Origin of the sequence: Pseudomonas sp. 58(2021) (assembly GCF_017491585.1) — a bacterium.
Taxonomy (GTDB): Bacteria; Pseudomonadota; Gammaproteobacteria; order Pseudomonadales; family Pseudomonadaceae; genus Aquipseudomonas; species Aquipseudomonas fluorescens_BT.
In genome coordinates this window covers 17,791-38,288 of record NZ_JAFGYZ010000031.1, presented here as the reverse complement: position 1 = coordinate 38,288, position 20,498 = coordinate 17,791, and the positions used below count along the sequence as shown (strand labels likewise).

At 59.5% G+C, this 20,498-nt stretch carries 18 protein-coding genes and 1 tRNA gene; 13 read left to right on the top strand and 6 right to left on the bottom strand.

The features are described 5' to 3' along the window. The first annotated feature begins 38 nt into the window (after nt 1–38). The 9 genes from tssI to J5M72_RS26510 all read left to right on the top strand — a co-directional run bounded on the left by tssI (nt 39) and on the right by J5M72_RS26510 (nt 12,592). A complete protein-coding gene (tssI, locus tag J5M72_RS26550) occupies nt 39–2,945 on the top strand; it encodes a type VI secretion system tip protein TssI/VgrG (RefSeq protein ID WP_207867787.1) in 2,907 nt (968 codons plus the stop codon). Further along, on the top strand, nt 2,942–7,663 hold the full coding sequence (locus J5M72_RS26545) for an RHS repeat-associated core domain-containing protein (protein WP_169430017.1): 4,722 nt from the start codon (nt 2,942–2,944) through the stop codon (nt 7,661–7,663). The genes tssI and J5M72_RS26545 overlap by 4 nt, the downstream gene beginning before the upstream one ends. Nucleotides 7,664–7,671: 8 nt before the next feature. Beyond that, the gene (locus tag J5M72_RS26540; RefSeq protein ID WP_169430018.1) at nt 7,672–8,112 is read left to right on the top strand and encodes a hypothetical protein; all 441 of its coding nucleotides are present in this window, start codon (nt 7,672–7,674) and stop codon (nt 8,110–8,112) included. 86 nt (nt 8,113–8,198) lie between these two features. After that, a complete protein-coding gene (locus tag J5M72_RS26535) occupies nt 8,199–8,462 on the top strand; it encodes a PAAR domain-containing protein (protein ID WP_207867785.1) in 264 nt (87 codons plus the stop codon). A gap of 130 nt (nt 8,463–8,592) precedes the next feature. Continuing rightward, a complete protein-coding gene (locus J5M72_RS26530; RefSeq protein WP_207867784.1) occupies nt 8,593–8,988 on the top strand; it encodes a hypothetical protein in 396 nt (131 codons plus the stop codon). A gap of 249 nt (nt 8,989–9,237) precedes the next feature. Next, nucleotides 9,238–10,290 carry an isopenicillin N synthase family oxygenase gene (locus J5M72_RS26525; RefSeq protein WP_207867783.1) on the top strand — a complete coding sequence of 351 codons (1,053 nt, stop codon included), beginning with the start codon at nt 9,238–9,240 and terminating at the stop codon, nt 10,288–10,290. Nucleotides 10,291–10,317: 27 nt separating this feature from the next. Then, on the top strand, nt 10,318–11,127 hold the full coding sequence (locus J5M72_RS26520; RefSeq protein ID WP_207867782.1) for a MetQ/NlpA family ABC transporter substrate-binding protein: 810 nt from the start codon (nt 10,318–10,320) through the stop codon (nt 11,125–11,127). Continuing rightward, complete coding sequence (locus J5M72_RS26515; protein WP_207867781.1) at nt 11,124–11,924, top strand: ATP-binding cassette domain-containing protein; 801 nt, start codon at nt 11,124–11,126, stop codon at nt 11,922–11,924. The genes J5M72_RS26520 and J5M72_RS26515 overlap by 4 nt, the downstream gene beginning before the upstream one ends. Continuing rightward, nucleotides 11,921–12,592, top strand: coding sequence for a methionine ABC transporter permease (locus tag J5M72_RS26510; protein ID WP_207867780.1), 672 nt, complete (start codon nt 11,921–11,923; stop codon nt 12,590–12,592). Before J5M72_RS26515 ends, J5M72_RS26510 begins: the two co-directional genes overlap by 4 nt. A gap of 15 nt (nt 12,593–12,607) precedes the next feature. Here the strand turns inward: J5M72_RS26510 and J5M72_RS26505 are convergent, their stop codons facing one another. Next, nucleotides 12,608–13,021 carry a cupin domain-containing protein gene (locus J5M72_RS26505; RefSeq protein WP_207867779.1) on the bottom strand — a complete coding sequence of 138 codons (414 nt, stop codon included), beginning with the start codon at nt 13,019–13,021 and terminating at the stop codon, nt 12,608–12,610. Between the two features lie 43 nt (nt 13,022–13,064). After that, a complete protein-coding gene (locus J5M72_RS26500; RefSeq protein WP_207867778.1) occupies nt 13,065–13,817 on the bottom strand; it encodes an SDR family oxidoreductase in 753 nt (250 codons plus the stop codon). 242 nt (nt 13,818–14,059) lie between these two features. Between J5M72_RS26500 and J5M72_RS26495 the strand changes: the two genes are divergently transcribed. Further along, the gene (locus tag J5M72_RS26495) at nt 14,060–15,625 is read left to right on the top strand and encodes a winged helix-turn-helix domain-containing protein (protein ID WP_207867777.1); all 1,566 of its coding nucleotides are present in this window, start codon (nt 14,060–14,062) and stop codon (nt 15,623–15,625) included. Between the two features lie 348 nt (nt 15,626–15,973). Here J5M72_RS26495 and J5M72_RS26490 read toward each other — a convergent pair whose 3' ends face one another. Further along, nucleotides 15,974–16,219, bottom strand: coding sequence for a hypothetical protein (locus J5M72_RS26490; RefSeq protein WP_207867776.1), 246 nt, complete (start codon nt 16,217–16,219; stop codon nt 15,974–15,976). Between the two features lie 163 nt (nt 16,220–16,382). Here J5M72_RS26490 and J5M72_RS26485 point away from each other — a divergent pair, with 163 nt between their 5' ends. The 3 genes from J5M72_RS26485 to J5M72_RS26475 all read left to right on the top strand — a co-directional run bounded on the left by J5M72_RS26485 (nt 16,383) and on the right by J5M72_RS26475 (nt 18,004). Further along, on the top strand, nt 16,383–17,027 hold the full coding sequence (locus tag J5M72_RS26485) for an ATPase (RefSeq protein WP_207867775.1): 645 nt from the start codon (nt 16,383–16,385) through the stop codon (nt 17,025–17,027). Between the two features lie 86 nt (nt 17,028–17,113). Beyond that, the gene (locus J5M72_RS26480) at nt 17,114–17,455 is read left to right on the top strand and encodes a hypothetical protein (RefSeq protein WP_115077529.1); all 342 of its coding nucleotides are present in this window, start codon (nt 17,114–17,116) and stop codon (nt 17,453–17,455) included. A 156-nt stretch (nt 17,456–17,611) separates the two neighbouring features. Next, nucleotides 17,612–18,004 carry a DUF1801 domain-containing protein gene (locus J5M72_RS26475; RefSeq protein ID WP_207867774.1) on the top strand — a complete coding sequence of 131 codons (393 nt, stop codon included), beginning with the start codon at nt 17,612–17,614 and terminating at the stop codon, nt 18,002–18,004. 50 nt (nt 18,005–18,054) lie between these two features. Here J5M72_RS26475 and J5M72_RS26470 read toward each other — a convergent pair. From J5M72_RS26470 to J5M72_RS26460, 3 genes are all read right to left on the bottom strand, one after another. After that, a tRNA-Gln gene (locus J5M72_RS26470) sits at nt 18,055–18,129 on the bottom strand. Nucleotides 18,130–18,330: 201 nt separating this feature from the next. After that, the gene (locus J5M72_RS26465; RefSeq protein ID WP_207867773.1) at nt 18,331–19,794 is read right to left on the bottom strand and encodes a GDL motif peptide-associated radical SAM/SPASM maturase; all 1,464 of its coding nucleotides are present in this window, start codon (nt 19,792–19,794) and stop codon (nt 18,331–18,333) included. 104 nt (nt 19,795–19,898) lie between these two features. Then, nucleotides 19,899–20,477 (bottom strand): DUF1842 domain-containing protein, encoded by a 579-nt coding sequence (locus tag J5M72_RS26460; protein ID WP_207867772.1) that lies wholly within the window; start codon nt 20,475–20,477, stop codon nt 19,899–19,901. Nucleotides 20,478–20,498: the final 21 nt, after the last annotated feature.

Below are 20,498 nucleotides of genomic sequence, written 5' to 3'. Positions count from 1 at the left end.
TCTGGCGCGCATCGCAGCACTGTACGAGGGACAAGGGAATGTTCTCACCGGCCAACCAGCCCCATTTCAATCTGACCATCGATGGCGCGGACAGCGACTTTCAGGTGCTGTCGTTCACCGGTCGGGAAGCCCTCAACACGCCCTTCGAATTCGAGCTGGAACTGGTCAGTGAAAAGGCCTCGATCAACCTCGAAAGCCTGCTGCACAAACTGGCGTTTCTGCAGCTGTCGCCGAGCGGAACCGGGATCCACGGGCTGATCTACAGCATCGCCCAGGGCGAGGCGGGCAAGCGCCTGACCCGCTACAGGATCTCGCTGCGACCGCAGCTTTCCTACCTCGCACACCGCTTCAACCAGCGCATTTTTCAGCAGATGACGGTGCAGCAGATCATCAGTCAGGTGCTGGAAGAACACGGCATTCTGGCCAGCGACTACCACTTCCAGCTGAGCGCGGTGTATCCCGAGCGCGTCTACTGCACGCAGTACGATGAAAGTGACCTGCATTTCGTCCAGCGCCTGTGCGAGGAGGAGGGGATTCACTACCACTTCCAGCACACGTCCAGCGGCCACAAACTGACCTTCGGCGATGACCAGACGGTGTTCCCGAAACTCGCGCCCGTGGCCTATCAGCAGGACTCCGGGCTGGTGGCGGACAAACCGGTGGTCAAGCGTTTCGGCCTGCGCCTGGCCACCCGCACCAGCCGCACCACGCGGCGCGATTACGACTTCGTCAAACCGAAGATCGAGCTCGAAAGCGACGCCAAAAGCAGCGCCCAACCCGACCTGGAAGACTACGATTACCCGGGCCGTTTCGTGGACCGTGAGCGCGGCAAGCACCTGGCCAACCGCAACCTCGAACGCCACCGCAGCGATTATCGCCTGGCCGAGGGCAACAGCGACCAGCCGATTCTGGTCACCGGGCATTTTCTGGCCCTGACCGACCACGCCAACCCGACGTGGAACGACCTTTGGCTGCTCACGGAAATCTTCCACGAAGGCAAACAACCGCAAGTGCTGGAAGAGTCGGTGACCAGCGACACCACCGACAACAAAGACGATTTCCATCAGGGTTATCGCAACCGCTTCAACGCGATCCCGTGGGACGTGCCGTACCGCCCGCCGCTGGACCACCCGAAACCCAAAGTCCTCGGTTCGCAAAGCGCCGTGGTCACCGGTCCCGAAGGCGAAGAAATTTTCTGCGACCAATACGGCCGGGTGAAGGTGCAGTTCTTCTGGGACCGCGAAGGCCAGCACGACGACAAGACCACCTGCTGGATGCGCGTGGCCTCCAGCTGGGCCGCCGAAACCTTTGGCTCGATCAACATTCCTCGGGTCGGCATGGAAGTGCTGATCACCTTCCTCGAAGGCGATCCCGACCAGCCGCTGATCACCGGGTGCCTGTACCACGGCGCCAACCTGCCGCCGTACAAATTGCCGGACTTCAAGACTCTCGCGACGGTCAAGAGCAAGGAATACAAGGGCAGCCGCGCCAACGAACTGCGCATCGACGACACCACCAGCGAAATCAGCATCGCGCTGCGCAGTGATCACGGTGCGAGCGCGATCAACCTGGGTTACCTGACCCATCCGCGTCCTTCAGGTGGGCAGCCGCGCGGCGAAGGTTTTGAATTAAGAACTGACCGCCACGGCGCCGTACGTGCCGGCGCCGGTCTGTTGATCACCACCGAACCGCGCCCGAACGAATCCAAACACCACAAGGACCTGCCGGAAACCGCCGAGCGCCTGGCCACCGCCAGCGATCAACAGGACGGTTTCGCCACGCAGGCCAAGGAACTTCAAGCCCAGGAAGCCGGCGATCAGGACGACGTGGCCAAGGCCTTGCACGCGCAGCACCAAGGCGTGCTTGGCTCGGGACCGGCGAACCTCACCGCCAATGAATTTCCCGAGTTCACCGAGCCGCATCTTGTACTCGCCAGCCCGGCCGGCATCGCCCTGACCACACCGCGCTCCAGCCACATCGCCACCGGCGAACATCTGGCGCTGAGCAGTACCGGTCACACCAGTTTTTCCATCGGCAAACGCCTGCTGGCCAGTGCCAGTCGCGGCATGCGCCTGTTCGTGCAGAGCATGGGGTGGCGCCTGGTGGCGGCCTCCGGCGACATCGACGTCAAGGCGCTCAAGGACAGCATCAACCTGCTGGCCAAACTCAACATCACCGCCAACGCCGACCGCATCACCATCACCGCCAAGACCGAACTGGTGATCCAGGGCGGCGGCAGCGCCACGACCTACAACGCCGGCGGCATCACCCATGCCACCAGCGGCCCGTACACCGCCCACGCGGCGAACTTCGCCTACACCGGCGCCAAAAGTCTGGCCGGCGTGTTCCCGGAACCGCCGAAACCGGGCAAGGGCAACCTCGAATTGTTCAACCAGTACGCCGGCCGCCAGGGCATCAAGGACGGCGACTACGAAGTCATCGATGCCTTGGGCAAAAGCATCAAGGGCAAGCTCGACGCCAAAGGTTTTGCCAGCGTCGCCGGCGCCGCACCGGGCCCGGCACGGGTGCTGTTCGGCAAGGATCCTGCGGACACCTGGAGCGAAGGCAGCTACATCGGCAAGCCGGAATGGCCGTTGAATCCACCGGGTGCGGAAGACATTCCGAGCCAAGTGCAAGCCATGGTGGCGCAGGCGTTGCCGAGCAAGAACTGGGACATGTTGGAAAAGGGCAAGGAATTGGCACAGACAGGGATGGGTGCAATGCAGACCGCGCAAGGTGCGATGCAAACGGCGCAGCAGGTGAAAGGGGCAGTGCAGGGCGGGGTGGCCGGACTGCCGAAACTGGCGAGTGCGGCGATGCCGAGTGCGTCGGGGATTCTCGGGGCGGCGAGCAAAGCGGGCAAGTTGCCAACGCTTCCGGCTCCAGCCCTGCCAAAAGCTTCCTTGAAAACCCCGGGCCTGCTGGCGGGAGAGGTGTTGTCATGACGACTGGATCCGATGGTGCGAAAACGCGTGAGCCGCAAGTCGCGGTGGTGCCACTCAACACGATCGATATTCAGGATGTCGGACGCGGCGCTGCCAAATTCGATGCCTGGTTGCAGTCCATCAGCGGCGGTGTCGTCACACTCGATCGGGTCAAGAACGTCGCGGGTGCTCTTCCTGTCGTGGGCAACATCATGGCGTTGGTTGATGCCCTTGGAGACATCGTCACCCTGGCCAAAAGCAAACAGCGTCAAGTGCTGGATTGGGTCAGCCTGGGTATCAACCTGATTGGTGTATTGCCTGCGCCACCGACCATGGCTTCTGCGCGCATGACACTACGCCCGACCCTGGGGTTGGTGCGTCAGGAGCTGCGTAACAGCGCCAAGATGCTGCTGGGGGACTCTCTGATTGAAGTGTTGATCGGGCATCTGAACGCGACCATCGTCGGCACCATCGATGACTTCGTCAAACAGGCACAACCCAAACTGGCGGGCATTCTCGACGACGCTGGAAAACTGGGTCAAAGCGCGGTGAACGAGATCGCCAAGGGCCTGGAAAAGGTGGTCAATGGCAAGCTCGATGCGAAGGGAGACCTCAATGCGGCCGGTTCGAAAATCACGGCGGCGCGCGGTCAGTTGTTGCATGACCCCAAGGCGGCTATCAGCAACATTTTCGGTGCCGCTTTCAGTGCCTACAAGGCTGCAGGCAAAGGCGTTGCCAACAGTGCCGCCAAGAACTTGCTGCCGGAGAAAGCCAAGGCTCTGGTACTGAGCAACACATCGATGCTTCGCACGCTGGGGGTGGAGCTGCAATCCCAGATGAAAAAGCTTGGTGACCCGGGCGTTCAGCATTCCATCGGCTGGCTGTTGCAGATGTTGGCGGGCTCGGTAGTAACTTGGCGCAAACGTCGCTCTCATGGTCAGGCCGCCAGTGTCAAACCGGGGGCCACGAGCAAGGCAGAACAACGCGCCGGCAAAGGCCAACTGGAGTTGCAGCAAAGCCAGGTTCGAGCCCGTTCTGATGCCAGTGATTGCAAGAATCGCGTCCCGACAGGCACGAAAAGAAACATCAGCTTTGCACGCGGCACGGAAACCATCACCCACACGGATTTCCGTTTGCCGGGCCCGTTTCCCGTCGTCTGGAACCGTACTTATTACTCGAATCTGGAGGCCTACGACAAAGGCAGCCTAGGTGCTCGCTGGATCAACGAGTTCACCACTCGTTTCGATTATGTGGATGACGGGTTGGTCTTTCATGCGGCCGATGGCCGAAGTCATGAGTATGCGTTGCCCAAAGTCGGCGATGCCCATCATGACCCGATTGAAAACCTGACTCTGATTCGCTCAGGTGAAAATCAATTGCTGCTGTGCCGCGGTGTCGAGAGAAAGGAGACCTACGTGCGTCGTGGGGCACGCTTTCTGCTCGCCGGCATCGAGCTGCGCAGCGGTGCTGGAATCATGCTGCACTATGAGCACATGCATGGTAATGAACCGGTGCTCTCTGACCTGCTCACCTATCAGGGGGACGTTACAAAGGTTCATCTACAACTCGGAACACTGATCGATGACCACGGACGTCTGACAGGTTTGTGGGAGATCGCCGATGGCATTCCTCAGCGCCAACTGTGTGCCTATCACTATGATGCGTTGGGCGATCTGGTTCAGGCACGGGATGAAAACGGTTATGCCTGGAATTATGAATTCCGCAGCCATCTGATCACGCGATACACCGACCGGACCGGGCGGGGCATGAATTTGCAATGGCAGGGGGACGGCTCCGATGCCAAAGCGATTCGTGAATGGGCGGATGATGGAAGCTTCGATACTCGACTTGAGTGGGACGAAAACATTCGTCTGACCTACGTCACTGACGCTCACGGCAATGAGACCTGGCACTACTACGACATTCTTGGCTACACGTACCGTATCCGTCATCCGGATGAGCGTTCGGAATGGTTGTTCCGCGATGAGGCCAAAAATGTCGTGCGACATGTCCACACCGATGGAAGCGTTGATCGGTTCAGCTACGACGAGCGTGGCAATCTTCTCGAACACATCCGTGCCGATAACACCGTAGTGCATTACGCATACGATGATCTGGACCAACTGATCAAGGTTAGTGATGCAGAGGGCGGACAGTGGACCAGAGCTTATGACGACAGCGGCAATCTTGTGGAAGCTGTCGATCCTCTGGGTAACAAGACGGAGTACACCTACACATCTGCCGGCTATCCGGAGACCGTCAAGGATGCTAACGGAGCAGAGAAGAAATTCGAATACAACGATGCCGGTCAGTTGACCGGGTACACCGATTGTTCCGGCAAAACCAGTACCTGGGAGTACAACGGCCTGGGTCAGTTGATTTGCTTTACCGATGCGGCAGGGCAAAGCACCGAGTATGAGTATGTGGCAGGTCAACTGGTGTTGATCAGGCATCCGGACAAGTCTGAGGAGCGTTTCAGTCGCGATGCCGAAGGGCGACTGTTGGCCCATGTCGACGGCCTGAACCGCTGCACCACCTGGAACTACAGCGCCGCCGGCCTTATCGCCGAGCGAGTGGATGCGGCTGAGCAAACATTGCGCTATCGCTGGGACCGTCTCGGTCGTTTGACCGCTTTGGAGAACGAAAATGAGCGTAGCGCCCATTTTCACTACGATCCGATGGGGCGGTTATTGGAGGAAACAGGTTTCGACGGCCATATTACGCGCTACCAGTACGACACTGAATCAGGTCGTTTGAGCAGCAAGCTTGATGGCGAGCGGCGAGTGGCTTTCCAATTCGACCTGATGGGCCGCCTGATAGAGCGCCGTGCGAGTCTGGGCGAACAGGTACAAAGTGAAACATTTGCCTACGATGGCAACGGCAATATGACACTGGCTGAAAATGATCACAGTCGCTTGCAGTGGTTCCACGATCCGGCGGGCAACCTGCTGCGTGAACATCAGCATTATCTGAGTCTGGAGCAGCCTCGGATCGCAGTCTGGCAACATGAATACGATGCCCTGAATCAGCGGGTAGCGACTGTGCGTCCGGATGGCCAAAGAGTCAGTTGGATGACCTACGGCAGCGGGCACTTGCTGGGATTGAAAGTGGATGACCACGAGTTGCTGGCCTGGGAGCGTGATGATCTGCATCGCGAAATCGCCCGTCATCAGGGCAACCATTTATTGCAGACGCAGAAGTGGGACCCGGCTGGGCAGTTGCAGGAGCAATTGTTGGGTCGCAGCGATGACAAGCGCACGTTGCTCAAGCGTGAATATCAATATGATCCTGCGGGCCAACTGATCCTTCTCAACGACACGCGACGCGGGCCGCTGACGTATCAGTACGATCCGGTGGGGCGCCTGATCAAGGCGGCGAGTCGACAGGGTGTGGAAACTTTCGCCTTTGATCCTGCCGGTAACTTGCTTGATGAGCCGGTTGAACAGATGCGCCGACCTCTGGATCAGGACCCGATGCGTAGCAAGCGGGTGGATAACCTGCTGCGCGAGTACTCGGGTACCCACTATGAATACGATGATCGAGGCAATCTGATACAGCGTTGGCACAACGGCAGTATCGCCAGAATGCGCTGGGATTTGTTCGACCGTTTGGTTCACTTTGATGATGCCCGACTGGAAGTCGAGTATGCCTACGATGTATTGGGACGCCGCCTTTACAAGAACTCGACTGCGCATTTCAAGCGACGGCCTGAAGCCGGCTCACAGTGGAACGACAATGAGTTTGTCCGCAAGCAGCGAGAGTCGGGTTGTGGTTTCACATTGTATGGCTGGGACGGCGATACGCTGGCCTGGGAGAGCAGTCCGGCTCTGCTGGATGGTGATCCCGGACGCACAGTGCATTACATCTATGAGCCGGGTACTTACATTCCGGTTGCGCAAGCTTTGCGACACCAACCAATCATTCTGATGGGGCAGCCTGACTTCAGCGGCGAGTATCAATTGGAGGACGACCCGGTGTGGAATCACGTACCTGTGGCACTGCCAATCGACGTGTTGAGTTGGTATCAATGCGACCGAATGGGGGCGCCTCTGGAGTTGACCGACCAGAATGGCGAAATAGCCTGGAGCGCTCAGTACAAGGCATGGGGGAGCGTGTCTGAGCAGCGTTCGCCAATGGCGCAGCAACAGGGTATTGGCAACCCGATTCGCTTCCAGGGGCAATATCACGATCATGAAACGGGGCTGCATTACAATCGTTATCGTTATTACGATCCGTTGATTGGACGCTTCATCAGCAAAGATCCCATCGGTTATGACGGTGGGTTGAACCTCTTTGTATATGCGCCGAGTCCACTGGGCTGGATTGACCCGCTAGGCTTGGCAAGATGTCCGTGTGCCGATCTGAAGAAAGGCAACCCTGAAGGAACCGGGCCATTCAGAGGTGGATCTTACGGAGGCACCACGGCCTCGGGGATCGAGTCGCATCACATGCCGGCAGACAGCACCAGTCCGATTAAGAGAAGCCAGGGGCCAGCAATACAAATGGAGCCCTATGACCATAGCCAAACAATGAGTCACGGCCACCAGGGTAATCCCGGAAAAGCCTATCGAGCTCAGGTTCAGTCAAAAATCGAAGTGGGAGACATGAGAGGTGCAATGGCGATGGAGATCAGAGATGTGCGCCGTGTAGCCACTCAGGTCGGACAACCCAGAAAGTACAATGAAGCAATGCAAGAAATGCTGGCGTATGCCAAGTGCCGTAAATTTCTGGATAAGTGAGAGAAACCATGAATGATCAAGCGTTCAAAGTGTGGCGAGATAAACTGGTTTCATTGGATCGCTACGAGAACCCGGAAGATGCTCGTGAGTTCTCGGCGCTCGTGAGCAGTGTCCGCGACGAACTCGATGCAAAAACCATTGATGCACTACTGTCGACCTTTTGCGATGAAGACGACTACGGTGTGCAAGAGCGCGTGGTGGGTGTTCTTGATCATGCTGAAGCGGGCGTTTTTGCTGAAAGGCTTGCGGTGAACTTCTCAACGTTGCAAAGACAGGCAAGTGGCAAGGAATGGCCTCTTATTCTGATCGGTCGTGTCGTGAACTCGGACAACGCAGAGAAGATCAAGGCGATTGTCGCGGCTGCGAAGAAGTCCCCGGATCTTGACGCCTTTATTCGAAGTGATGAGTTCCTGGATGAGTATCCGGAGATCGAAAGCTACTTCCCCTGATACGACTCAAGGCCCGCCGTTTTCACGTTTGATGGGTTCGACGGCCCCATTTGGCATGCCAGAAGTCAGGTCAAAGGAGTGACAACATGAAAGACGCAATCCGCCTCGGCGACTCCACCACCCACGGTGGCAAGGTCCTCGAAGCCTTCTCCCAAACCAACCTCAACGGCAAGCCGATTGCCGGGGTCGGTCACAAGGTCAGTTGCCCTTTGTGCAAGGGGATTTTCCCGATTGCCGAGGGCAGCAGCACCTACACCGTCGATGGCACACCCATTGCGCTGGACGGTATGAAAACAGCCTGTGGGGCGGCGCTGATTGCCAGCGGGCCCAAAGGGGCCGTTGTCAGCTAAATCGATATTTGTAATTGCCGTCTCCATGACGCGGCCTTTTCGGCGCGTTATTTGAACAAGACATGCTTCACCCAAAACATGCTTCACCTCAAAAAGAGCTCAAAACGCTCCAACATTTAAAGGAATAAATATGAAGACCGCTTCTTTGATTCTCGCCATGGCAGCCGCGTTTGGCACCAGCATGCTCGCCCACGCCGAAGGGCAAGACGCCGCCACCCTGAAAGGGATTTACGACAACGGTCGCAACATGTCAGGCCTGATCAAAAGCTGTGTCGACAAGGGGTTCCTGAAAGCGGACAGCACCGAGAACGCCAACAAGATGGCTGCATTCGTTAGCAACATGCCGGGTGATTTCGACAAGCGTGACGGCGACAAGAACGAACAGTCTGGCCGTAAAGGCGAAGTGTTCACGGATGGGGAATACAAGAGCCTGGAAAGCAACCTACCGCCGAACCTCACCCTCAAACAATGGTGCGAACAGGCGGATCAGGGCATGCGCGAAGGGTTGAAGCGCGTCGGTCTGTAGCCGTCAGCTGATTCAGGACCGATGGTAACGGCAAGCCGAATGCCGTGGTCGGTCCTGAGGTCAGTCGAGCCGCTCGATAGACCGAACTAAGCTAATGCAAAAAAGATATTTGTTCGGTGTTTTTAATATCGTTTAGTTTTGTTTCATAGACGAATCAAAAGCATCAAACCGACAGACCCCCGATTGCCATGACGGCACACGCTGAATCGATCACAGGCTCTTCAGGTTTGATTCACACGGGAGTGAATCATGCCGCACACCTCAGCTATCACCGCATTACCCATCCTCGACCTGTCCCTGCTCGACGGTACGCCGTCGCAACGCCAGGCCTTTCTCGATGACTTGCGCCACGCCGCCCGCGATGTGGGCTTTTTCTACCTGACCGGCCATGGCATCGACGCCGCCCTGCTCAATCAAGTTCAAGACCACGCCCGTCAATTCTTCGCCTTGCCTGACAGCGAGAAAACAGCCGTCGGCATGATCAATTCGCCGCATTTTCGCGGCTACAACCGCGCCGCGTCCGAGATTACTCGCGGGCAGCCCGATCAGCGTGAACAGTTCGATCTGGGCGCCGAGCGCGACGCCTTGCCATTGAACGTCGACAGTCCGTTGTGGGCACGGCTGCAAGGGCCGAATCAATGGCCTGAAGCGTTGCCGCAACTCAAGCCGCTGCTGCTCGACTGGCAGCAGGCGATGACCCAAATGTCGCTGCGTCTGCTGCGCGCTTTCGCCCAGTCACTGTCGCTGCCGGAAGATGCCTTCGACCGCTTGCACGGCGACAAACCCAACGAACACATCAAGCTGATGCGCTATCCGGGGCAGTCCTCGACGGCGAGCAATCAGGGCGTCGGCGCGCACAAGGATTCGGGTTTTCTCAGCTTTCTGCTGCAAGACCAGCAGGCCGGACTGCAAGTGGAAATCGAAGAGGGGCGCTGGATCGATGCGTTACCTCGGGACAACACCCTGGTGGTCAACATCGGCGAATTGCTGGAACTGGCCACCAACGGTTATCTGCGCGCCACGGTGCATCGCGTGGTTTCGCCGCCAGCGGGCAGTGAGCGCTTGTCCATCGCGTTTTTCCTGGGCGCGCAACTCGACGCGGTCGTGCCGCTGTACCCATTGCCGGCGGTGTTGCTGCGCGAAGCTAAGGGGCCGGCGAGTGATCCGCTCAATCCGTTGTTTCGCGATGTCGGCTGGAATTATCTGAAGGGCCGACTGCGTTCGCATCCCGATGTCGCGCAGCGCTTCTATGCCGATGCGTCGAACACTCAGACACCGCTTCGCAAGATCGCCAACGCCTGATTCATCACTCGCAAAAGGACTCTTCCCATGTTGAAAAAAGCAGGCTTGACCCTGGCCGTCCTCGGCGCGCTGGTGACTTCGTTTGGCGCTCAGGCGCTGGAACCGTTGCGTGTTGCCGCCGACCCGGTGCCCCACGCACAGATCCTGGTCTACATTCAGAAAATCGATCCGCAACTGAATCTCAAGGTGATCGAAATCCCTCAGGGCGTGAATTCGAACGAGCTGCTGGTTCACGGCGATGTGGACGCCAATTACTTCCAGCATCTGCCGTACCTGCAATCCCAGGAAAAGGCCCTCGGCGAAAAACTGGCGGTGGCCGCGACGGTGCATATCGAACCGTTGGGGATTTATTCTCATCGCCACAAAACCTTCGCCCAGGTGCCGGACAAAGGCACGGTTGCAGTGCCGAACAACGTCACCAACCTGAGCCGTGCGTTGTACCTGTTGCAGGACAACGGCCTGATCAAGCTCAAGCCCGGTTTCAACGACCCGGCGGCGGATCAGGCAACGCCCAAGGACATCGCCGAAAACCCGAAACACCTGAAGATCCTCGAAATCGAATCGCCGCAACTGCCCCGCGCACTGGACGACGTCGACCTGGCGGTGATCAACGGCAACTACGCGCTGGAAGCCGGGCTGGTGCCGGCCAGGGATGCGCTGGGGCTGGAGAAGGCCGAGCACAATCCTTACGCCAACATTCTGGTGACCACGCCGAAACTGGAAAACGATCCGCGCATTCAGCAGCTGGCCAAGGACCTGACCTCGCCGCAAGTCGCCAAGTACATCGCCGAGAACTTCAAGGGGTCGGTGATCCCGGTGGCGGACGCCAAGCCATGATCGTCGTCGAGCAGTTGAGCAAGACTTACCCGTCAGCGCCGACACCGGCGCTGGATCAGGTATCGCTGAGCATTCCCGATGGCGCGATCTACGGGATTCTCGGGCGCAGCGGTGCGGGCAAGTCGACGTTGCTGCGTTGCCTCAATCTGCTCGAACGCCCGGACTCGGGGCGGATTCTGCTGGATGGCGAGGATCTCACCGCGCTGTCCGATAGCGAACTGCGCCGCCAGCGTCAGCGCATCGGCATGATCTTCCAGGGCTTCAATCTGCTGCATTCGCGCAACGTGTTCGACAACGTCGCGGTGCCGCTGGAAATCGCCAAAATCGCCAAACCACAACGCCATGAACGGGTTCGCGAGCTGCTGGATCTGGTGGGCCTGGGCGACAAGGCCGAAGCCTTTCCATCGCAACTGTCCGGCGGGCAGAAGCAGCGGGTGGGCATCGCCCGGGCATTGGCGGCGCGGCCGGCGTATCTGCTGTCGGACGAAGCCACCAGCGCCCTCGACCCGGAAACCACCGCGTCGATTCTGGAGCTGTTGCGCGACATCAATCGGCAGCTTGGTTTGACTGTCGTGCTGATCACCCACGAACTGGACGTGGTCAAGTCGATCTGCGATCACGCCGCGTCCATGGCCAACGGAAAACTGGTGGAGGCGGGGCCGGTCGCTCGTTTGCTCGCCGATCCAAAGTCGGCCCTTGGCGCTTCGCTACGACCCAGTTGCGGCTTGCCGCTGGGGCATGACGCGCCGGGCCTGAGTTTTCTGCGGCAATACGGCGTACGGGCGGCCCACTCATGAACCGCACCGTCGACTGGAACGAAATCCTGCAACTGGTGCTCAACGCCACCGGCGAAACCCTTTACATGGTGCTGCTCGCCGGTCTGTTCACGTTGCTGATTGGCTTGCCGCTGGGGGTGTTGCTGTTCATCAGTCGTCGTCAGGGGTTGTACCCGTTGCCGAGGCTCAATCAAGCCTTGGGCGCGATCATCAATCTGGGACGTTCGCTGCCGTTCGTGGTGATGCTGATTGCCCTGATCCCGCTGACCCGGCTGGTGGTCGGCACCACCCTGGGCAGCACCGCCGCCGTCGTACCGATCACCATCGGCGCCTTTCCGTTTTTTGCGCGGATCGTCGAAAACGCCCTGGACGAAGTTGAAAAGGGCCGGATCGAAGCGATCCTCGCCATGGGCGGCGACATCCGTCATGTGATTTTCAAAGTGCTGCTGCCCGAAGCGCTGCCGGCCCTGCTGGCAGGCGTCACCTTGACGCTGGTGATGCTGATCGGTTTTTCCTCCATGGCCGGGGTCATCGGTGGCGGGGGACTGGGCGACCTGGCGATCCGCTACGGCTATCAGCGGTTCAACAACGAAGTGATGGTCGCCACCGTCGTGGTGCTGGTCATCCTCGTTCAGGGCGTGCAGAGCCTGGGCGATCGGCTGGTGCGATCGCTGGCTCATCGACGTTGAAGGTCGGTTGCAGGCTTACTTTTTGAGGGGCGTGACGAGCGCCGTTTCGTCGGTGTCGAGGACGAACACCGCCAGCAGGCGCGCAGGCTCTGTGTCGCTGGCGTTGGCGCTCACCAGATGCACGGAACCTGGTTCCTCGACGAAGTTTTCGCCGACGTGATAGATCTTTTCCGGCTCGCCTTTGACTTTGATGCGGAACGAGCCTTCCAGAACCGTGGCGTAGATGAAGGCGGTTTTCGGATGGGTATGTGACGGCGAAGCAGCTCCCGGCCCGTACTCGACGACCACACCCCTCATGCTTTTGCCGGGGATGTTGGGAATCGGGCGATCAAATACTACCGAAACCTTGCCGGCGGGTGGCTCGGCGGCTGATACGGCGTTGATCGAAAGGGTTGCGACAATGACGGCCAACAGCAATCGGATAACCATGAGATGTCTCCTTGGTTGACAGGGAAGGGAATGGCGCGAATGACTATCGGGCTGCCGACTGAGCGATCCAGTTTTCAAAACGGATGGCACCCAGGCGTGAGTGCTTGCCGGTGACCAGCGATTGATCGTCGAGCAGCGTTCCGAAGTAGCGTGCGTGCACGTCCGGTACGACCCTGCGTTTGTCCTGGCGCGCCTGCAGAAAGCGCCGGACCAGTTCGTCCAGCGGCAACGCCTCAGGCCCGCCGACATCCACTGAACCGTTGAGCGGAGCGGCCAGGACGACGTCTACCAGCGCCGCCACCACGTCGTCAGAAGCAATCGGTTGAATCAGCGCCGGAGGCACACGAAGTTCATCGGCGACGGCAAAGGATTCAGCGATGCCACCGACAAACTCGAAAAACTGCGTGGCCCGCAGGATCGAGTAAGGCATGCCGGATGCCTTGATCAGGTTTTCCTGGGCCACCTTGGCGCGCATATAGCCGGCCTCGGGCAACCGTTCACACCCGACAATCGACAGCGCTACGTGATGACGCACCCCGGCCGCCGCTTCGGCCGCCAGCAGGTTACGGCTGGAGGTTTCGAAGAAGTCGAGGACGGCCTGATCCTCCCACGACGGAGCATTGGCCACGTCGACCACGACATCGGTGCCGTCCATGGCGGCCGCCAGACCTTCGCGGGTGATGCTGTTGACGCCCGTGCCGGGGCTGGCGGCGAGCACGTCATGGCCGCGCTCGCGAAGAAGGTTCACCAGTTTCGAGCCGATGAGGCCGGAGCCTCCGATAACGACGATCTTCATGGGTCTCTCTCCTTGATGACGCCAACCATTGGCGTCAGTGGGATAGAGACTGCCGGTACGAATGAGGGAAGTCCTTGCGGCGACCTTGGGTTTGTCTTGTCGAAACCTTGCATTTTTGTCCAGCCAGCGCCCCGGAATGGACGCAGTGGCGTGTTCAAGTCAGGCGTATTATCGTTCTCGACTTCTCACCATCTGCCGCCCGGGACACGGAGTTGAAGGCGCGTCGCAAAGGGACGTTCGCTGTGCCATTCACGTTTGAAGACTATGTACTGGATCAGGAGCGTCGTGAGCTGACCTTGCGCGGGCAGGTTGTATCCGTCGGCCCGCAGGTGTTCGATCTGTTGCTGCTGTTCCTCAACAACCCCGACCGCGTGTTGAGCAAGGACGAATTGCTCGGCACGGTATGGAGCGGGCGCATCGTTTCCGAATCAACGATCACCAGCCACATCAACGCCGTACGCAAGGCCATCGGTGATACCGGCGAGGAACAGCGTCTGCTGCGCACGGTCGCCCGCAAAGGCTATCGTTTCATTGGCCGGGTCTCCGATATGACCGAGCCGGTGCCTCACACCGACGAGGGCTCAACTGCAGCTCCCCGGGCACTGGTGCTGCCGGATAAACCCTCGATCACCGTCCTGCCTTTCTACAATCTGAGCGGCGATCCCGAACAGGACTACTTTGCCGACGGTATCGTGGAGGACATCATCGCGGCGTTGTCGCGTCTGCGCTGGTTGTTCGTCATCGCACGCAATTCGAGTTTCACGTTCAAGGGGTGCACGGTAGATGCCCAAGGGGTCGGGCAGGAACTGGGCGTGCGCTATGTGCTGGAAGGCAGTGTGCGCAAATGCGGAAACCGGGTGCGCATCACCGGGCAACTGATTGACGCCACGAGCGGGGCACACATCTGGGCCGAGCGTTTCGAAGGCACCCTCGACGACATCTTCAAGCTGCAGGATCAAATCACCGAAAGTGTCGTCGGGGCCATCGCGCCACAACTGGAGCGCGCGGAGATCGAGCGCGCCAAACGCAAACCGACGGAAAGCCTGGACGCCTACGATTACTACTTGCGCGCCATGGCAAAGCTGCACAGCGGCACCCAGGAGGCCATCGAGCAGGCGCTGCCGATGTTCTACAAGACCCTCGAACTCGATCCGGAATTCGCTTCTGCCTATGGCATGGCCGCCTGGTGTCACTTCTGGCGCAAGCTCAATGGCTGGATGACGGATCGCCCGGCCGAGATCGCTGAAGGTATACGCCTGGCGCGTCTGGCGGTCGCGCTGGGACGCGATGACGCCGTGGCGTTGACGCGCGGCGGACATGCGCTTGCGCACCTGGCGGGTGATGTGGATGCCGGCATCGCCTTGCTCGACCGCGCACGTCTGCTCAATCCCAATCTCGCACCTGCGTGGTTTCTCGGCGGGATCCTGCGTGCGCTTCGCGGAGAAACCGCGCCCGCCATCAAGGACTTGAACCATGCCGCTCGCTTGAGCCCGCTGGATCCGGAAATGTTCAGAATGCACGTCGGCATGGCTCTGGCGCATTACTTCGCCGGGGACTTCGAGGCCTCGGCAGACTTCGCCGAAAAAGCCTTGGGCAACCTGCCCACGTTGTTGGTGGCGGCGGCACTGGTGGCGGCCAGTCATGCGCTGGGCGGGCGCCCGGAGAAAGCCCGCTGGGCGATGCAGCGCCTGCAGACGCTGAGCCCGGCGCTGCGTCTGGGGCATCTCAAGGACTGGCTGCCGATTCAGCGCCCCGAAGATTTTTCGCGGTTCATTGAAGGGCTTCGACTGGCGGGGTTGCCGGAGTGATTGCTTGAGTGCACCCGCTCCAGTCTCGCGGACATGCACGGCTGTACCGGGCTTAAGCTAATACCAAAACGGGAGCCATCATAAGGGGCATCACTAATAGCGATGAAAGATTAAAAATGGTCATCTGCTTGATTTTCGGAATAAGGAGTTCAGCCGAAAAAGCCTTGAAGCAGCGGAATGTCCGGGAACAAAAAAGGCGCATGAGCTGTTAACTCATGCGCCTTTCATTGCTGACTTCGACGTCTTCGTCCCCCGGCGGGCCGGGATCGTTGTGGGTTCGGTGTTATGGCTCATCGGCGGACACCTCCAGGTCTGGCGCTGCGGGCGCAGCCTGAAGAGTCTGGCGGCTCATCGTGCAGGCGCGAGCCAGGTGTCCAGCACGCGCCGGTCGAGCTCTTCCCAGTCCGCCATGCCCAGCACTCGCGTGGTGTTGAGGCCGCGCAGATAGCCGCGCAACTGATTGGCCACGGCCCGTACCGACTCCGAATCATCCGCTGACCGGCCCAGCACGGTTTCGTATTCGACAAGGTATTCGGCCACCCGGTCGCGGAATTCGGGCAGGACGGCATCGCGGATCAAATCAAAGGTTCGCACGGAAAATCCTCATTTGTTTTCGTTGTGATCGAGTGTGCAGCAGTCTGCACGCAGCGCAACTATTGGTTCAAGTAATAGTGATCATCAAGAAACGCAAGTTCTGCTTTGTGGCCGACAGGCGGAAAATCGCCTCCATCGAAACGCAGCTCAAGGAATTTGCGCGATGAAGACTTTGACCCGACTGGCTTTGGTCGCCCTGCTGATGGGCGGGGTAGCCACCACTGCACCGACTTACGCAGCCGACGCCGGTTCGTGCCATTTTCTTCCCATCGGCGGTACCGCCAGCGCACTGCAGCACTCGCAAACCGTGGGTGTGCTGTACAGCGAAAACACCCTCGAAAACCTGCAATACCTCGAGCGTTACCACGATGTGGCGGTCAACGGTGCCAAGGACGCACTCGATGCGCGGATCCGTGACGCCTTCGTCAACAGCTCCGATCCGGAACTGGCCATCGACTGGTTGATGAGTTCGCTGCAACAGCAGTTTCTCTCGGTGACCGTCTACGACAGCCTCGATGCGCTGGTGCAGGCCCATCCCGACGTGGTGGTGATGCTCGACACCCACAACCGTCTGCTGACCCAACGCAACAGTCAGGTCGAAGCGCGGTTCGCTGCACGCTTCTACGACGCCAACCTGCAATACATCGGCAAGGCCGAAGGCGCGGTGGAGAAGCAACTGCCTTCGGTGTGGGTACACAACAAGGCAGCACCCGAGATTGCAGCCCAGATCGAAAAACAACGCGACCTGCAATTCAGCGCCTTGAAGCAGTTCGATGACTCGCTCAAAGCCCTGGTGAGTGCAGGCTGAGCACCCAGATCAAAAATCGCGACGCCAGCGGCCGTGACGCTGAACGTTGCTTGAGAACCGAACCTTTTATTTTCAGGATTTTATCCATGCGTGCCTTTTTTATCCCTGCCATGGCTTCTGCCACTTTACTGCTGACCGCCTGCGCCTCTGCGCCGAACGACCCGACGCTGACCCTGCAGACGCACAAGACGCCTGCCCAGTACGCCGAATGCGTCGTGCCGAAACTGCAGGGCAGTGCGCTGAACCCGACCGTGTCGCAGACCCAGCGCAGCTACCGGATCGTGGTGCCGAGCAAGGTGGCGGCGGACAACGTGCTGGAAGCCTACAAGGCACAGGATGGCGGCAAGGTCTTTTTATATGAACGCCATTTGCTGGCGTCGAGTTTCATGCCATCGAGTTTTGAACGGGCTGCCCAGGAGTGCCTGTGACGGCTGACGGTTAACGCTTTTGACGATGCTCCTTTGGTTGGCCGCAACCAACCAATTCCTTTGCCCCGCATATTGCGGGGCTTTTTTTTGCCCGGCGTTTGGTGCAGTCGGCGCTACGCTGGATAGCGAATAAGGCTTTTTCGGGAGAACAAGGAGATGAAGAAGGACAGCAGCGGCGCGGCGACTGAGAATCCCTCTGTGCTGATCGACGCGAGAATCAAGGAATTGAACGACTGGCGCGGCCAGAAGCTGGCCGAGATCCGCGCGATCATTCACGAGGCCGATCCTGAGGTTGTTGAGGAGTGGAAGTGGCGGGGCGTTCCGGTCTGGTCACACAACGGCATCATCTGCACCGGGGAAACCTACAAGGCCGTGGTGAAAATGACGTTTGCCAAAGGCGCGGCACTGGAGGATCCGTCCGGACTGTTCAATGCCAGTCTGGAGGGCAACACCCGGCGGGCGATTGATGTTCACGAAAACGACAAAATAGATGCAAAGGCACTGAAAGCGCTGGTGCGTTCGGCGATTACGTTGAATTCGAAAAAGTGATTTGCCGTTGAGGCAGAGGTGAAGCGGAGGATGGTGAAACGAGGAAAAAATGGCAGGGGCGGCTGGATTCGAACCAACGCATGGCAGGATCAAAACCTGCTGCCTTACCGCTTGGCGACGCCCCTGTAGCTATTGTGTTCAGTCCCGGGAGGACCTCTGCAACAGTGGGCGGCACTTTACCAGCGCTCTTGCGTTCTGGGAACCCCCGAGGCAAATAAATTTCATGGAAAACAGCTACTTATTTTCCGGAGTGGTTGAAACGGCCGGATTTTCAAGATGCCTGAGCGGTCCAGGTGCCCGAATCCTGCGGGCGCCTGGACCCGATTTCACACCAGGGTACTCGGCGCCACCCCCAGCAACCCCGTCAACGTGTTCATGATCGCCTGCTGACGGGCGCGGTCCGTCTGGTGCCTGGCCTCGGCGGCCGCGACGTCGGCGTGGCAGTGCGGGCAGATCGATTCGTGGGGATGAATGTACTGCAGGCAGCTGCGGCACAGCGCCAGTTGCACGGGGATGCGTCCTTCTTCCGGCGATTTTTGGCCCTGATTGACCCACGCCAGTTTGATCACTTGTCCGCTGTCGCTGACGCTGCTGACTTTTTCGCCGGTGTCGATGCGTTCGGTGATCAGGTCAAAACGTCCGACCGCAAACGAGCGCTGGGCGGCGTCCTCGACTTTGACGATGCGCTCGCGCAAACCCTGTTTCTGCAATTCCAGGGTTCGGTAGTGGCAGTAAGGATTGTTGCCGGGTTTGCCCAGCAGCGAGTGCGATGTCCAGGTGCAGCCGCCCCGGCAGACGTCGTTGTAATAGCAACTGCGGCAATAACCCCAAAGATCGTCGACCGAGCGCAAACGGCCGAAGTGCATGCCTTCGCTGTAGTGCCAGATGTCGTGCAGGCTCATGTTGCGCACATTGCCGCCGGAAAACCCGACGGTGGCCAGCGACGGGCAGCCTTTCACTGTGCCGTCCGCCTCAAGCGCCAACACAGTCTGACCGGCCGCGCAGCCGCTCCAGTGCACGCGTTCGTCACCGAACCCACGCCACAAATGTTCGTAAGGACCGTAGTAGCCGATGTTGTTGCCGACGTTCATCAGCAGGCCGCGATCCACGCCTTCGCGGTACAGGCGCGCGAGCAGCGGCATCACTTCCAGCAATTGATAGGGTTGCAGCAGCAGTTCCGGGTGATCCACCGCATTGCCCATGGCCACGGTGATCTGGATCTGCCAATGGGTGGCGCCCAGTTCAATGATCGTGTCCATCAGCTGCGGCAAATCGGGCAGGGTCGCCGCGCCGATCTGAGTGTTGACGCTCACCGCCAGCCCGGACGCCTTGGCCCGGCGCAGGGTGTCGACCGCCTTGTCGAACGAACCGGGCACGTTACGCACTTTGTCGTGCAACGGTGCGAGCCCGTCCAGAGAAATCCCGACCCCGTTGAGGCCCGCATCAACCGCTGCCTGCATCTTCGCCGGCGTCAGGTTGCGCCCGCCGGTCTGGATCGCGCAGTACATGCCGTGGTCGTGGATGGCCTGGATCAGTTGCGTCCAGTCCTTGCGCAAATAGGCTTCGCCGCCGATCAGGGTGATCTCGCGGGTGCCGAGGGCGGCGAGGGAGTCGATCACGTCGAGGCATTCACGGGTGTTCAGTTCATCGGGGCGTCGATGCCCCGCGCGCGAGCCGCAATGCAGGCATTTGAGGTCGCAGGCCAGGGTAATTTCCCAGACCACATGCACCGGCACGTAGCGTTTGAGGTCGGTGTCACTGAGGTAGCGGGCAGGGCGGATGTCTGTCATGGGAGATCCTTGCGCACGGTCCTGTGCGCGGCACGATTGGACTGATCTCGATTCGCTGCAAGACCGGGCGAGGCCAGCAGTGACCTCGCCCGGATCGTGCGCTTTTAGCGTGCTTCCAGTCGGGCAATCTCCGCGTTCAGTTGCTCAAGGGCACTGCGCAATGCGCCCTCGTGAGCCAGCTGTTGTTCACCTTGCTGCACGGCGACTTTCAACTGCGCCAGATCACCGCTGGCCTGAGCCGTTTGCACGGCCACCGCATACAGCGGCTGGACATGATGCTCGGGCGGTAGAGGCTCAACACTCGGCGCCTGATGCACGGCAACGTGCCGCACGTCCTGCCACTGGCCGCCTTCGTTGTAGCGGTAATCGACAAAGCCGCTGGTCCAGTCGTTCAGAATGCCCTTGAGGTGGAAGGTCTGGGCGATCTGGCTCAGCGGGCCGCTCGGGCTGCCGTCGAGGGTGAGAATGAGGTAGGTCTCGGTGGATGGCGTGAGCCTGGCCTCGGAATAGTCGCCCCAGACCCGGGCATGGAAATTCACCGGTGGCCAGGTACTTTGAAACACGCTCGCGGTTCCGCTGACTTTTTTGCGGACGGTATCGACCACGATATCGAGGGTCAGAACCGGTGCGCCCAGCAGTGAATTGCTGGCGATGAGGCGGGTGTGAAAAAGTCCGATCGACATGATGCTGCTCCCTTGTGAAAG